We start from the raw sequence: 12,713 nt of genomic DNA on the forward strand, positions 1-12,713 counted from the left end.
CAGCCAGTCTGTTCGCTGGCGCCGCACGCGTATGTTCGAAAGCGAATGAAACATACCAAGGAGTAGCAAGCAGCGCACCAAGTATAGGAAACGTACGTGCGTTTCGCTGCCGTTCGCTCGTGCAGACGAATCGTCGCACGAACGCCACCCTATTTTTCATATTGTTTGTGACGCGCAAGCGACACGTAGGCTCAGTGCCGCACGAGCGCCATCATGGCGCCGAAGCCGACGAAGATGCCGCCCGTCAGCCGGTTGAACGCCGTAGCGACGCTCTGGCTCTTGAGTTTCGCGCCGATGCGCGTGCCCAGACCCGCGTAGATCAGGTACCAGCTGACCTCGATCACGGCGAATGTCGATACGAGCGCGGCGAATTGCGGAAGGACCGGCCGGCCTGCGTCGATGAACTGGGGAAGCAGGGCGGCGGCAAACAGAATCGCCTTCGGATTGCTGCCTGCGATCAGAAAGCCGCTGCGAAACAGCGTTAGATGAGAATGACCGTGCATCTCATCCGCTTTCGGGAGATCGATTTCACTCACCCGTGCACGCCAGCTTTTCACGCCGACCCAGATCAGGTATGCCGCGCCGATGAACCGCAGCGTATTGAACGTCGCGGGCCAGGCTTCGAGAAAGACGCCCAGGCCCGCCGCCGATACCGACAGCATCAGCACGAGCGCAGTGAGGCAGCCGGCCATCGTCGCGCCCGCGCGCCGCAAGCCGTGCCGCGCGCCGTGCGTCATGACGAGCAGCATGTTCGGCCCCGGAATGGCGGATACGACAAAGACGGTTGCAACGAAAAGCCACCACGTGTGCAGGTTCATCGGGGCGTGCACCAATTTTGAGATAGGTGCGGATTATGACGCCTGGATACGCCGTGGCCTACCACTTACACGTTAATTGACAATTTCAGCGGCCGGCCCGCCTCGCCGCGACTTTTCCCAGCACCGCGAAATCCTTGTCGCCCTCGCCGTGGGCGATCGCGTCGATCAGGTTGTCGCGCACGACGCTTCCGACCGGCAGCGGCGTATTGACCGCTTCTGCCGCGGCGAGCGCGAGCCGGACGTCCTTCAGCCCGAGCCGCGCCTTGAAGAGCGCGGGCTCGTAGCGGTCTTCCACGATCAGCTTGCCGTAGCCCTGGTAAACCGGCCCCGGAAACAGCGTGCTCGTGATGAGATCGAGGAACATCTGCTGATCGATGCCGTGTCCCGACACCATCGCCGCGGCCTCGCCGAACGTCTCGATCGCGGATGCCAGCATGAAGTTCACGGCCAGCTTGAGCACGTTCGCATGCTGCGGCGTCGTGCCGACGCGCCACGTCTTCTGCCCGATCGCGTCGAGCACCGGCTGCACGCGGTCGATCGCCTCGCCCGGCCCGGCGGCGAAAATGTTGAGCTTGCCCGCCGCGGCGACGTCCGGGCGGCCCAGCACCGGCGCCGCCACGTACGCGACGCCGTGCTGCGCGTGAAGCGCGGTCAGTTCCTCCGCGAGCGCGACCGAGATCGTCGCCATGTTGACGTGCACGATGCCCTTGGGCGCCTGCCTGAGCAAGCCGCCGTCGACCAGCACCGTGCGCAGCGCGGTGTCGTCGGCGAGCATCGAAAACACGGCGTCGCCCGCGAAGGCCTGCTCGGGCGTATCGACAACCGACGCGCCCTGATCCGCGAGCGCTTTCGTGGGTCCGGGCGAGCGGTTCCACACCCGCACCGCGTGGCCCGCCTTCAGCGCGTTGCCCGCCATCGCGCTGCCCATCCCGCCGAGTCCGATGAAACCGATATCCATGCTTTCCTCCTCGTGGCCGAATTCGTGCCGTGAACAATCAGAGAGCGAGTAGATCACATCGTCCCGAAGCATGCAGCGTGAAGCGATGCGATACTTCCTGGATGATCCACGCATGCTTCCGATTCCATCGCGAGCTGAACGATTTTCTGGCGCGGCCGCAGCGCGAGCAGGCGTTCACGTGCGCATGCCCGAAGGCGTCGTCGATCAAGCACATGATCGAAGCGCTCGGCGTGCCGCATACCGAAGTGGAACTGATCGTGAGGAACGGCAGGCCGGCGGGGTTCGATGCGCCCATCGTGCAGGGCGATCGCATCGACGTGTATCCGCGCAACGGCGTCCCGGAGGGCATGCACGCGGGCGCGCTGCTTTTGCGCCCGCCGCTGCGCGGCGCGGGCTTGCGGTTCGTCGCGGATGCGCATCTCGGTGCGCTCGCGCAACTGCTGCGGCTTGCGGGCTTCGACACCCGCTACGACAACAATTTCCCCGACGACGAAATCGAGCAACTCGCGCTCGACGAGCACCGCGTCGTTCTCACGCGCGACCGCGAACTGCTCAAGCGCCGCACGGTGGTGTACGGCTGCTACGTCCGCGCGCTGCAAGCCGATGCGCAATGGCGCGAAATCGCCGAACGGCTCGATCTGACGCCGCATGTGCGCGCGTTTCGCCTGTGCCTGATGTGCAACGCGCCGCTGCGGCCCGCCCGTTCCGGCGATCTCGACGGCCGCGTGCCGGAAGGCGTGCGCGAGCGCCACACGCGCTTCGTCACCTGCGACGTGTGCCGGCGCGTGTTCTGGGAAGGGTCGCACTGGAAGCGGATGCGCGAGCGCATCGACGCCCTCGCCGACGCAGGCCGCGCGTAAGCGCCGCCGCGCTCGCACCAGTCTCGTACAATACGCGGCTTTCCCATCGTTGAACTCGCGTTCAACCCTTCGCCCCGGAGCTTCGCGTGAAGAAATTCGACCTCGAAAAGAACAAGGCGCTCAAGCTCGCCAACGACCTGAAGCAAAGCGGCTCGGCGCGTTTCGGCGCGGCCGCGGCGCAGCCGAAGCTCGACCGTCGCGAGCAGCGCCGCCTGGATCAGGAGAAAGGGCTCGTGCCGTTCGCGTGCAAGCTCGACGCCACGCTCGTCCAGCAACTGCAGGAACGCGCCGCCGCGCACGAAGGCGGCATGACCGAAGCGCTGGCGGAACTGCTGGTGGCCGCCGGCCTCACGCGCTAGGAGCCAGCGCGCAAGGCGGCAGCGCTCAGACGCTGCCCTGCTTTTCGATCACCAGAATGCGCGCTTCGCCGACTGGCTCGGCGAAATGCTCGTCGCCTGCCTGCGCGTGGAAGATGTCGCCGGCTTTCAGCGCAAGCGTTTCTTCCCGCCCGTCGCGGCGCACGTGCATCCTCACCTCGCCGTTCATCACGGCGAAGACTTCCTCGCCGTCGTTCACGTGCCACTTGTACGGCTGGTCGGTCCAGTGCAGGCGGCACGAGATGCCGTTCATCACGCAGACGTCGAGCGCGCCCCACGCGCGCTCCGCCCTGAAGCTTTCACTTTCGATGAGTTTCATGGTTGTCGCTACCTAGCGGATGAGATTGCGCCCCTCGTCGACGTCGGCGTGGCGCGTCGCCGGAATGCACGCCACGGCGACGAGGGAAAGCGCGAGCCCCGCCATCACGTAGAAGGTCGGCGCGAGCTGCGAGCCGGTCGTCCGGATGAGCCACGTCACGATGAACTGCCCGAAGCCGCCGAACAGCATCACCGCGATGTTATAGGCGAGCGAGAGGCCGGTCGAACGGACATGCGCGGGAAAGAGTTCCGCGATCAGCGCGCCGAACGGGCCGTAGTAGCCGGCGAGCGCAATCGAGAGCAGCGCCTGCACGATCACGAGGCGCGCCACGCTCGGCTCGGCGGCGAGCCACGAAAAGAGCGGATAGATCAAGGCGAGCGTGATGAGGAGCGACCAGAGCGAGAGCCCTTTCCTGCCGATGCGGTCCGACAACGCGCCCGCAACCGGCGAAAGCACGGTGAGCAGCAGATTGCCGACGATCAGCGCCGTAAACGACTGCGCGAACGGCAAATTCAGCTGCTTGACGGCGAAGGTCGGCAGATAGCCGATCAGCACGTAGACCGTCACCGTCAGCGCGATCACCGAGCCGAGCCCGCACAGCACCTCGCGGCCGTGGCTCGCGAACACCTCGCCAAGCGTCGCGCGGCGGGCGGTTTTCTTCGCGTGCAGGAAGGCTTCCGTGTCCGTCATGTTGCGGCGGATGTAGAAGCCGACCGGCCCGATCACGAGCCCGAGAATGAACGGCACGCGCCAGCCCCACGAATTGAGCGCCTCGGGCGACATGCCGCGCGAGATCGCCGCGCCGACCAGCGCGCCCAACAGGAGCGCGGCCGCCTGGCTCGCCATCTGGAAGCTGCCGTAGAAGCCGCGCTTCGAGAACGGCGCGGCTTCGATCAGGAGCGCAGTCGAGCTGCCGAACTCGCCGCCCGCCGAGAAACCTTGCAGCAGGCGCGCGAACACGATGATGAGCGGCCCGCCGATGCCGATGGCGGAATACGGCGGCGCGATCGCGAGCATCAGGATGCCGAGCGTCATGAGGCCGATCACCATGGTCAGCGCCGCCTTGCGTCCGGCGCGATCGGCGTAGAGACCGAGCACGATGCCGCCGACCGGCCGCATCACGAAGGCCACGCCGAAGGTGGCCGTGGTGAGGAGAATCGACGAATAATCGCTGTGGCTCGGGAAGAACAGTTGCGCGATCACGACTGTCATGAAGCCGAACACGGTGAAGTCGTACCATTCGAGCGCATTGCCGATCACGGCGGCCGCTACCGCGCGCGTGTTCGGCAGCCTGCCCGCCTTGCGATTCGCTGTTGCCATGTATGCTCCCCGCCCGCCGGGCGCACTGCTTCGGTTGATTATTCGCCGCAATTGCATCCGGCGCTTAACGAATTGGTGCCTTGGCGAGTGTAATTAGGGGGCGCATGGTTATCAAGGGACGAAAAAAGCGCGTCCAGCCTTCCGGCCGGACGCGCTTTTTACTGGCTCGCTGCTGCTTCAGGCCTTCTTGTTATAGGCGTTGCACCAGCCCTTCGACGCCACCAGCTTGTTCGCGAACATCGGGCACGGCGCGAATTCGTCGCTTGCCTTGCCCTGGTAGAACGAGCAGTTGCCGCAATCCTGGCCCGCGGCGTAGCGCGTGAACTTGGCCTTGTCGACCTTGCTCGCGTCGAGCTTGTAGCCGAGCGCCTGCGCGGTCGGATCGCTTTCCGGGACCTTGACGGGGTCGGCGGCGAAGGCGGTGCGGGTGAGCGCCAGCGTCGACGCCACGCCGATGCTGGATATGAGAAACGTGCGACGGCTTGTTTTCATGATGCTTGACTCCGTGTATTGGGGGATGCGCCATTCTGATGACGGCGACGTCCCGAGCATATCAACGCGGAGCGACATCGAAAAACACAAATCTTATAGATAAGGCGTGTCGGAACGTCGCGCCTAGCGGATCATCTCCACGACCCGCTCGGCGATCGCAAGCGACGCCGTCAGCCCCGGCGACTCGATCCCGTACAGATTTACGAGGCCCCGCACGCCGTGCGCGGACTTGCCCTGGATCATGAAGTCGGCGGCGGCCTGGCCCGGCCCCGACAGCTTCGGGCGGATGCCGGCGTAGGCCGGCTGCAGCGCGCCGTCGGGCAGGCCCGGCCAGTACGCGCGGATCGCCGCGTAGAACGCGTTCGCGCGGTTCGGATCGACGTCGTAGTTGATCGACTGCACCCATTCGACGTCCGGGCCGAACTTCGCCTGGCCGCCGAGATCGATGGTGAGATGCACGCCGAGCCCCGCCTCGTTCGGCATCGGGTAGATCAGGCGGTCGAACGGCGCGCGCCCGCTCACGCTGAAATAGTTGCCCTTCGCGAAGTAGAGCGGCGGCACATGGCGGTCGTCGAGTCCGCGGATCTGCCTCGCGATGTCGTTTGCGTGAAGCCCGGCGCTGTTGATCAGGTGCGTGGCGCGCAGGCGAGTGGGCGTCGCGCCGCCCGTCTCGATGATGAAGCAGCCCTCGCTCGCGTCGATCGACGCAACCGGCGTGCGGAACGCGATGTTCGCGCCGTGGCGCTCGGCGTCGCCGAGGAGGGCGAGCATGTACTGATGGCTGTCGACGATGCCCGTTTCAGGCGAAAACACCGCTTCCACGCACTGAAGCTGCGGCTCCAGCTCCTTCGCCTCGGCGCCGCTCAGGCGCACGAGCCCGTTCACGTGGTTCTCGATGCCCTTCTGCTCGATCGCCGCGAGCTGCGGCACCTGGTTGCGCGCCGTCGCGACGAGCAGTTTGCCGCAGCGCTGGTGGGGCACGCCGTGCGACTCGCAGAACTCGTAGAGCATCGCGCGGCCACGCACACAAAGCTCGGCCTTCAGCGAGCCGCGCGGATAGTAGATGCCCGCGTGGATGACCTCGCTGTTGCGCGAACTCGTGCCGATGCCGATCCCCTCGCCCGCCTCCAGCACCATGACTTCCCTGCCGCGTGCCGCCAGCGCCCGGGCTATCGCGAGTCCAACGACGCCCGCCCCTATCACTACACACTCGATCTGGTCCATGTCCCTTCCGTGCAGCCTCGTCAGGTGCATTCTACTTTCTGGACTATTGCGTGTTCCACAACAACGACAGTTCGATTACATCGTTTTTCGAAGTGATTCCGGAAAAGGCAAGAATTCCGCCGATTTTTGCCAAAAAAACCGCCTTTCGACAGCTTTTTTGGCAAGTTTTCAAAATAGAGGCCTTTCAGAATCCAATCGCTTTCTTACGTGCAGTGTGATCGAGCTGAATGTCGCGCGCCTCGACGTGATGCCGCCCGTCGATGCGCGCGTTGCCGAACGCATTGAGCATCGCGCGGCGCATGGCGCGCGGCGACGCGCGCGTGAGCGCCTCGAGCGGCGCATCGCCGAGCGTTTCCGGAAAGCGCCGGCCCCACACGTGCGAATTGCGGATCTCGTCATAAATCGACTGCGCGATGCGGCGCGCGCCGTCGCGATCGGGCGGCGGTATCTCGTAGACGTTCATGCGGTTCAGGAGCGGCTCGGGAATCGCGCGGGCGTCGTTCGCGGTCGCGATCCACACGACGTTGGCCGCGTTGATCGGCACTTCGGCGAATTCGTCGATGAACGCCTGAGCCGTGTCGTGCTCGAGCAGCGCGTAGAGCGCGCCGAGCGGGTCGTACTGCGCGTCGCCGGTGGCCTTGTCGATTTCATCGACCGTCATGACCGGATTCGCGTAGCTGCCGTTCACGAGGGCGTCGAAGACCTTGCCCGGCTTGGCATTGCGCCATTGCGACGACGCCCCCGACAGGATCCAGCCGGCCGTGAGCGAGCTCATCGCGACGTAGTGGCACGAGGTGCCGAGGAGGCGCGCGAGCTGCTTCGCGAAATGCGTCTTGCCGATGCCCGGCTCGCCGAGCAGCAGGATCGGCATGAGTTCGAGCCGGTCCTCGGTTTCGAGGCACAGCGCGATCTGCTTGCGGATGTCGGCGAGCGGCTCCTCGAAATTTGGCAGGTCGGCGACGAGATCGTCGATCGACGGCATCCGGTTCGGCTTCACGCAAAAGCGCAGGTTGCCCGCCTTGAGCATTTTTTCGTAGGTGGCGCGCAGCGCGTCGCTCGCGCCATCGGGCAGGTCGTTCAGCGCGGTCTCGACGTCGTCGAGACTGTAGACCTTGCTGAACGACGCGACCGCAAGTTCCTGTTTGACCACGGCTGTCGTCATGTCGCACCCCGTCAATTCATGTAGTCGATGGATTCAGTGTATCGACGACAAAAGGCCGCGCAAGCGAGCAATCGCACGCGTGTGCTGCTAATTCGGGCAAAAAGGGCAGCGATGACGGCAATTGCGGTCCGCGCCGGAAGACGCGCGTGGCCGGCGTCAGGCGCAGGCGCTTGTGGGCCGGGCGTCCTGCTCGGTGTGGCGCCATCCGTCGGGGGTTGCGCGCATCACGATGTGGAGCGTGCGCTCGGTCACATTCAGCGCCGCGACGAGGTGCCGGATGGTGGTGTTGTGGTTGGCGTGCTGCTGATAGAGCGCGCGCATCGCGAAGTCGGCGAGCCGCGGCTATAACAGTCAAAAAGTATGCAGAAAGCACCGGTTCCGAACCCCTTGTATGATCGGGAGTTTCCGTCTTCGCGCACGCCGGTGGCACGCGGGTTCGGATCCTGCTGCGGGCGTTCGAGCGGACGACATCCGCCATTGAGTTCACGGTGCAAAACCCCACATTTCGGGATGCACGCCGTCTGCTGAACCCGGCGCACGGCGCCAAGTCAGAAATACGTATCCGATCGGCCGGTCCGGTCGGACAAGTCCACACGGCAAGCCGCGCACGCCACCCGCGCCAAGGAGAAACCTTTCGATGCTGAAACGAAGCGCCACCCGCCTTCTCACCACGCTGTTCATCGGCGCATCGCTCGCCGCATACGTCGACGCGCACGCGCAAACCAGCGCGTCGCAGCCGGTCAAGTGGGAGTTGCAGGTGCTGCGCGACGGCCAGCAGATCGACGCGTTCTCCGCCACGACGAACGTCGGCCAGGCGCGCACGGACACGCATCACCACGTCGTGAAGAACAGCGTGGGCTGCGCCGACAAGCCGGCCGGCGACATCGACCTGCAACGCACCCTCACGATTTCGCCCGTCCACGCGAGCGCGGACGACGTGACGCTCGCCATCGAAGCCCAGGAAACGCTCGAAGAGAACACGCCGCGCGCCACGGCCCAGGGCTGCAAGCTCCCGCCGCAGCCGCGCGTCGTGAACGCGTCGCATCCGGGCCTCATGCTCAAGCCGGGCGAGTGGACCAGCTGGCAGATCGTCGACAAGAACCCCTCGCTGGCGTACCGGGTGCGCGCCAGCCTGACTACATCGGCGGCGGCTCAGTGACGCGCTGAATCCGGCACGAGCCGCGCCGATCCCAATACAAAAGCATGCGAAACCCAGAACATTTCCCGCCGAGCATTCCCGCCGCGCATGAAACCCCCGATTTCACGGCGGTGAGCTGGAACCTGCACAAGGGCCGCTCGCCGCTCGGCCGCCAGGCCTGGAGCGCGATGCAGCGCTGGGTGCAGTCCACCAACGCGGACGCGTATTTCCTTCAGGAAGCGATGGCGCGGCGCATGCCGCAGCCGGTGCTCGCCACCGGCTTCGGCAATCCGCTGCACGGCCCGCTCGACGACGTCTGGCATTGCCAGGCAACCGAAATCGCCACCTCGCTCGAATTGCAGATCGCGCTCGGTCCGAACGTGTTCAAGCCGTCCTGGCGGCACGGCAACGCGATCCTGTCGCCGCATCCGCTCGATCTGAGCGGCCGCTGGGACATCTCCGCACATCGCTTCGAGCGGCGCGGTCTGCTCGTCGCGCGGGCGACGTTCGCCGGCCGCTCGATCACGCTGCTGTGCGCCCACCTCGCGCTCACGCGCCAGGCGCGTCTGCGTCAGATGAACTGGATCGCGCACTGGATCGCGAAAGAGGCGCCGGACGGCCCGCTCGTGCTGGCGGGCGATTTCAACGACTGGCGCAACGATTCCGTGCCGCTCTTCGGCGAGCTCGGGATGAACGAGGTGGCAACGCTGCTCGGCGAATCGGGCCGGACCTTCCCCGCGTTCTCGCCGGCGCTCGCGCTCGACAAGATGTTCGTGCGCGGCATGAAGCCGGTCGAATGGATCACGCCCACGCAGGACACCGCGTGGCTCTCCGATCACCTTCCGTATATGGCCCGGCTGCGCGTGGAATAGCCGCCCGGCGCCGGGCGCTCAGACGTTGCGCGTGCGGTCCGGCCCGAACGAGCGCGCGATGAGATCCTCGAGGTCGGTGAACGACACCGGCTTCACGAGGTGATGATCGAAACCCGCGTCGAGCGCGCGCTGGCGGTCGGCATCGCCGCCGTAGCCGGTGAGGGCGAGCAGAAGCGCATCGCGCGTCGATGGCCGCGCGCGCAGCAGGCGCGCGAGTTCGCAGCCGTCCATCACCGGCAAACCGATGTCCAGGATCACCACCTCGGGCTGAAACGCGTCGACGATCGCAAGCGCGCCCGCGGCGTCGTGCAGCATGCGCACGTCGTGGCCAAGCGTTTCGAGCAGCATCGACATGGCCTGCGCGGCATCGACGCTGTCGTCGACGAGCAGCACACGGCGTGCATCTGCCGCGCCGTCCCGTGCGCCGTCGATCGTGTTCATGTGATTCCCCGTGGTTGGCAAGGCGCTGGCGGCCCAAAGCCATCATGCGCTTTTTAAGATAGGTCCGGACGACTTTAGCACACGCGTTCCAGAAGCGGAAATCCGCCTATGGCTTGTCCGGCGGCCCTTTGCGGCATGTTTGACGCGGATCGGATGCCGTTGCGGCACCATTTCGAGACAGCAGGGACGCAAGGATCGCGCGCCGACTTCGCAAGGCGCCACGCTTTTCAGTCTGCTATCGTGGATCTTCAGGCCGCGCCATGCGGCCGCTCATCCGCACCGCGCGCCATGTTCGACCTCTTCGACGACATCCCCAAGCCCGACATCGACTGGCAGCCGGACTGGCTTGCCGCCGACACCGCGTCCGACCTGATGGCCGCGCTGATCGACGAGGTCCGCTGGCAGCAGGACACGATGACGACGCCCGGCGGCCGCGTGCCGCTGCCGCGCCTCACGGCATGGCAGGGGGAACCGGACGCCGTCTATGTCTATTCCGGCATCCGCAACGTGCCGCAGCCCTGGACGCCCGCCGTCGCGGAACTGAGGACGCGTGCCGAAGAAGCGTCGAAGACGCGCTTTAACAGCGTGCTGCTCAACCGCTACCGCACGGGACAGGACAGCATGGGCTGGCACGCCGACAAGGAACGCGAACTCGGGCCGGAGCCGGTGATCGCATCGGTGAGCCTCGGCACCACGCGGACCTTCGAGTTTCGTCACGCGCGCACGCACGCCACGCACACGCTTTTGCTGTCGCACGGCAGCCTGCTCGTGATGCGCGGGCGCACGCAGCTGGAATGGGTGCATCGCGTGCCGAAGGAGCCGGACGCGCGCGGCGACCGGATCAATCTCACCTTCCGGTGGATCGATGCGTCGGCGCCGCCGAGGGGCAGGCCCGGCAGGTCGCGAAGCGCCTGAAGCAACGGCGCGCGGCGAGCCGCGGCATCACCGCCGCATCACCGCCGCTTCACCGCCGCTTCAAGGCCGCCTGGCGACGAAATCGATCTCCACGAGCGCATCGCGCGCAAGCCCCGTCACGCCGACGCAGGTCCGCGCCGGCAACGGCTTCGGCAGGAAATACGACTTGTAGACCGCGTTCATCGCCTCGTAGTCGCGCTTGAACTCGGTCAGGAAGATGCGCACGCTCACCACGTTGTCGAGCGTCAGGCCCAGTCCGCCCAGCACGAGAATCAGGTTGTCCATCACGCGGCGCGTCTGCGCCGCGACGCCTTCGGGCAGCGGCGCGCTATCGTCGGCGGGATCGGTCGGCATCTGGCCGGTCAGGAAGACCCAGCCGTCGGCTTCGGCGGCATGGGAGAACGGGCCGACCGGCGTCGGCGCGGCATCGACCATCGTGAATTTGGGTTGCTGGGACACACAGGCTCCTTGGTAACGAAAGCAAAAACGCTGAACAGCGAACGTTAGCGCACCAAAAAGCGCGCCGCCGCCATGCTCGCTGCGCGCCGGCCGCGGCAGCAGTTCGCCGCCGCCGGGACGCCCGGCCGCGCGCATGCGCGCGTGCCCTGCTCCCGCCAGGTCACGCGCGCGATCGGCACGACCGGCGCGACCGGCGCGATCAGGCGAACGCCTTGTGATATGCGTTGAGCGCCGGCGCGCCGCCGAGATGCACGTACAGCACGTTCGCGCCCTTCGGAATCTCGCCCGCCTTCGCCATCGCGATCAGTCCCGCCATCGACTTGCCCTCGTACACCGGGTCCGTGAGCATCGCCTCCAGCCGGGCGGCCGTGCGGATCGCATCGATGGTCGGCGCGTCGGGCAGGCCGTAGTCGGGGCCGGCGAAGCGCGGGTCGATGATCACGTCGGCGTCCTCGATGGGCTTGCCGATGCCGATCAGCTCCGCCGTCTGCCGCGCGATCTTGGTCACGGCGCGGCGCGTCATCGCCTCATCGCAGGCGGTATCGATGCCGATCAGCCGGCGCGGCCGCTCCTGCGCCTTGAAGCCCGCGACCATCCCGCCCTGCGTCGAACCGGTGCAGGTGGCGGTGATCACGGTGTCGAAGAAAAGGCCCATCTCCTTTTCCTGCCGCTCGAGTTCGTCGGCGAAATTGGCGTAGCCGAGGCCGCCGAGCGGATGATCCGACGCGCCCGCCGGAATCGCGTACGGCTTGCCTCCTTCGCGTCGCACCTGTTCGAGCGCGCGCTCCCACGTCTGCTTCACCTCGGTCGAATAACCTTCGCCTTCGAGCAGCGTCTCGGCGCCCATCAGCCGCGACAGCAGAATGTTGCCGACCTTGTCGTACACGGGGTCGTCCCAGTGCGTCCATTCCTCCTGCACGAGGCGGCAGCGCATGCCGAGCACCGCCGCGACCGCCGCGACCTGCCGGGTGTGATTCGACTGGATGTTGCCGATCGAGACGAGCGTATCGGCGCCCTGCTTCACGGCGTCGGCGGCGAGCCATTCGAGCTTGCGGATCTTGTTGCCGCCGAACGCGAGGCCCGACGACACGTCATCGCGCTTCGCCCACACGGAAACGCCGAGCGCATCCGACAGACGGTTAAGCCGATGAACCGGCGACGGAAAGAAGCCGAGCGAGATGCGGCCGAAGCGCTTTTCGAGATCGAGTGCCATAGCGGGTCCTTGATGAACAGGGGACGAATTCAGCACCCATTCTAGGAATTATCGCGAAGAAGGTGCTTTGATCAAAAACCCTTGCTTCAGAAATAAGTTTGGTATTCTTTGCAATTACCGTTATTTATTATTTTTTAAGTCATAG

The 12,713-nt window shown here is 65.8% G+C and carries 16 protein-coding genes; 5 read left to right on the forward strand and 11 right to left on the reverse strand.

From position 1 onward, the window contains the following. Positions 1-191: 191 nt before the first annotated feature. On the reverse strand, positions 192-818 hold the full coding sequence (locus tag BG61_RS20875) for a LysE family translocator (RefSeq protein WP_035924873.1): 627 nt from the start codon (positions 816-818) through the stop codon (positions 192-194). Positions 819-903: 85 nt separating this feature from the next. Beyond that, positions 904-1,890: an NAD(P)-dependent oxidoreductase gene (locus BG61_RS20880; RefSeq protein ID WP_306434143.1), complete on the reverse strand. Its 987-nt coding sequence runs from the start codon at positions 1,888-1,890 to the stop codon at positions 904-906. Here BG61_RS20880 and BG61_RS20885 point away from each other — a divergent pair. Together BG61_RS20885 and BG61_RS20890 are read left to right on the forward strand one after the other, a co-directional pair. Further along, the gene (locus BG61_RS20885; protein WP_035924875.1) at positions 1,878-2,636 is read left to right on the forward strand and encodes a Mut7-C RNAse domain-containing protein; all 759 of its coding nucleotides are present in this window, start codon (positions 1,878-1,880) and stop codon (positions 2,634-2,636) included. The genes BG61_RS20880 and BG61_RS20885 overlap by 13 nt on opposite strands. Before the next feature lie 86 nt (positions 2,637-2,722). Beyond that, entirely contained in the window at positions 2,723-2,995 is a 273-nt protein-coding gene (locus BG61_RS20890) for a hypothetical protein (protein WP_035924876.1), read from the forward strand. 25 nt (positions 2,996-3,020) lie between these two features. Here the strand turns inward: BG61_RS20890 and BG61_RS20895 are convergent, their stop codons facing one another. From BG61_RS20895 to BG61_RS42870, 6 genes are all read right to left on the reverse strand, one after another. Beyond that, positions 3,021-3,332: a cupin domain-containing protein gene (locus tag BG61_RS20895; RefSeq protein WP_035924879.1), complete on the reverse strand. Its 312-nt coding sequence runs from the start codon at positions 3,330-3,332 to the stop codon at positions 3,021-3,023. Between the two features lie 12 nt (positions 3,333-3,344). Continuing rightward, entirely contained in the window at positions 3,345-4,652 is a 1,308-nt protein-coding gene (locus tag BG61_RS20900; RefSeq protein ID WP_035924882.1) for an MFS transporter, read from the reverse strand. A 177-nt stretch (positions 4,653-4,829) separates the two neighbouring features. Next, positions 4,830-5,144 (reverse strand): high-potential iron-sulfur protein, encoded by a 315-nt coding sequence (locus tag BG61_RS20905; RefSeq protein WP_035925026.1) that lies wholly within the window; start codon positions 5,142-5,144, stop codon positions 4,830-4,832. A gap of 123 nt (positions 5,145-5,267) precedes the next feature. Further along, positions 5,268-6,368: an NAD(P)/FAD-dependent oxidoreductase gene (locus BG61_RS20910; protein WP_035924884.1), complete on the reverse strand. Its 1,101-nt coding sequence runs from the start codon at positions 6,366-6,368 to the stop codon at positions 5,268-5,270. 184 nt (positions 6,369-6,552) lie between these two features. Next, on the reverse strand, positions 6,553-7,530 hold the full coding sequence (locus BG61_RS20915) for an AAA family ATPase (protein ID WP_035924887.1): 978 nt from the start codon (positions 7,528-7,530) through the stop codon (positions 6,553-6,555). 156 nt (positions 7,531-7,686) lie between these two features. After that, positions 7,687-7,851, reverse strand: a complete 165-nt coding sequence (locus BG61_RS42870; protein ID WP_158447091.1) for a hypothetical protein — start codon at positions 7,849-7,851, stop codon at positions 7,687-7,689. A 316-nt stretch (positions 7,852-8,167) separates the two neighbouring features. Here BG61_RS42870 and BG61_RS20920 point away from each other — a divergent pair, with 316 nt between their 5' ends. Both BG61_RS20920 and BG61_RS20925 read left to right on the forward strand, forming a co-directional pair. After that, complete coding sequence (locus BG61_RS20920) at positions 8,168-8,689, forward strand: hypothetical protein (RefSeq protein WP_035924889.1); 522 nt, start codon at positions 8,168-8,170, stop codon at positions 8,687-8,689. 44 nt (positions 8,690-8,733) lie between these two features. Next, positions 8,734-9,540 carry an endonuclease/exonuclease/phosphatase family protein gene (locus BG61_RS20925; RefSeq protein ID WP_035924891.1) on the forward strand — a complete coding sequence of 269 codons (807 nt, stop codon included), beginning with the start codon at positions 8,734-8,736 and terminating at the stop codon, positions 9,538-9,540. Between the two features lie 18 nt (positions 9,541-9,558). Here the strand turns inward: BG61_RS20925 and BG61_RS20930 are convergent, their stop codons facing one another. Continuing rightward, positions 9,559-9,981: a response regulator gene (locus tag BG61_RS20930; protein ID WP_035924894.1), complete on the reverse strand. Its 423-nt coding sequence runs from the start codon at positions 9,979-9,981 to the stop codon at positions 9,559-9,561. A 288-nt stretch (positions 9,982-10,269) separates the two neighbouring features. Here BG61_RS20930 and BG61_RS20935 point away from each other — a divergent pair, with 288 nt between their 5' ends. Beyond that, positions 10,270-10,896 carry an alpha-ketoglutarate-dependent dioxygenase AlkB family protein gene (locus BG61_RS20935; protein ID WP_035924896.1) on the forward strand — a complete coding sequence of 209 codons (627 nt, stop codon included), beginning with the start codon at positions 10,270-10,272 and terminating at the stop codon, positions 10,894-10,896. Positions 10,897-10,956: 60 nt separating this feature from the next. Here the strand turns inward: BG61_RS20935 and BG61_RS20940 are convergent, their stop codons facing one another. Further along, entirely contained in the window at positions 10,957-11,355 is a 399-nt protein-coding gene (locus BG61_RS20940; RefSeq protein WP_035924899.1) for a RidA family protein, read from the reverse strand. Between the two features lie 199 nt (positions 11,356-11,554). Next, positions 11,555-12,568, reverse strand: a complete 1,014-nt coding sequence (locus tag BG61_RS20945) for a 1-aminocyclopropane-1-carboxylate deaminase (protein WP_035924902.1) — start codon at positions 12,566-12,568, stop codon at positions 11,555-11,557. Positions 12,569-12,713 lie beyond the last annotated feature (145 nt).

This window comes from Caballeronia glathei (assembly GCF_000698595.1).
In the GTDB taxonomy this organism is placed as follows: domain Bacteria; phylum Pseudomonadota; class Gammaproteobacteria; order Burkholderiales; family Burkholderiaceae; genus Caballeronia; species Caballeronia glathei.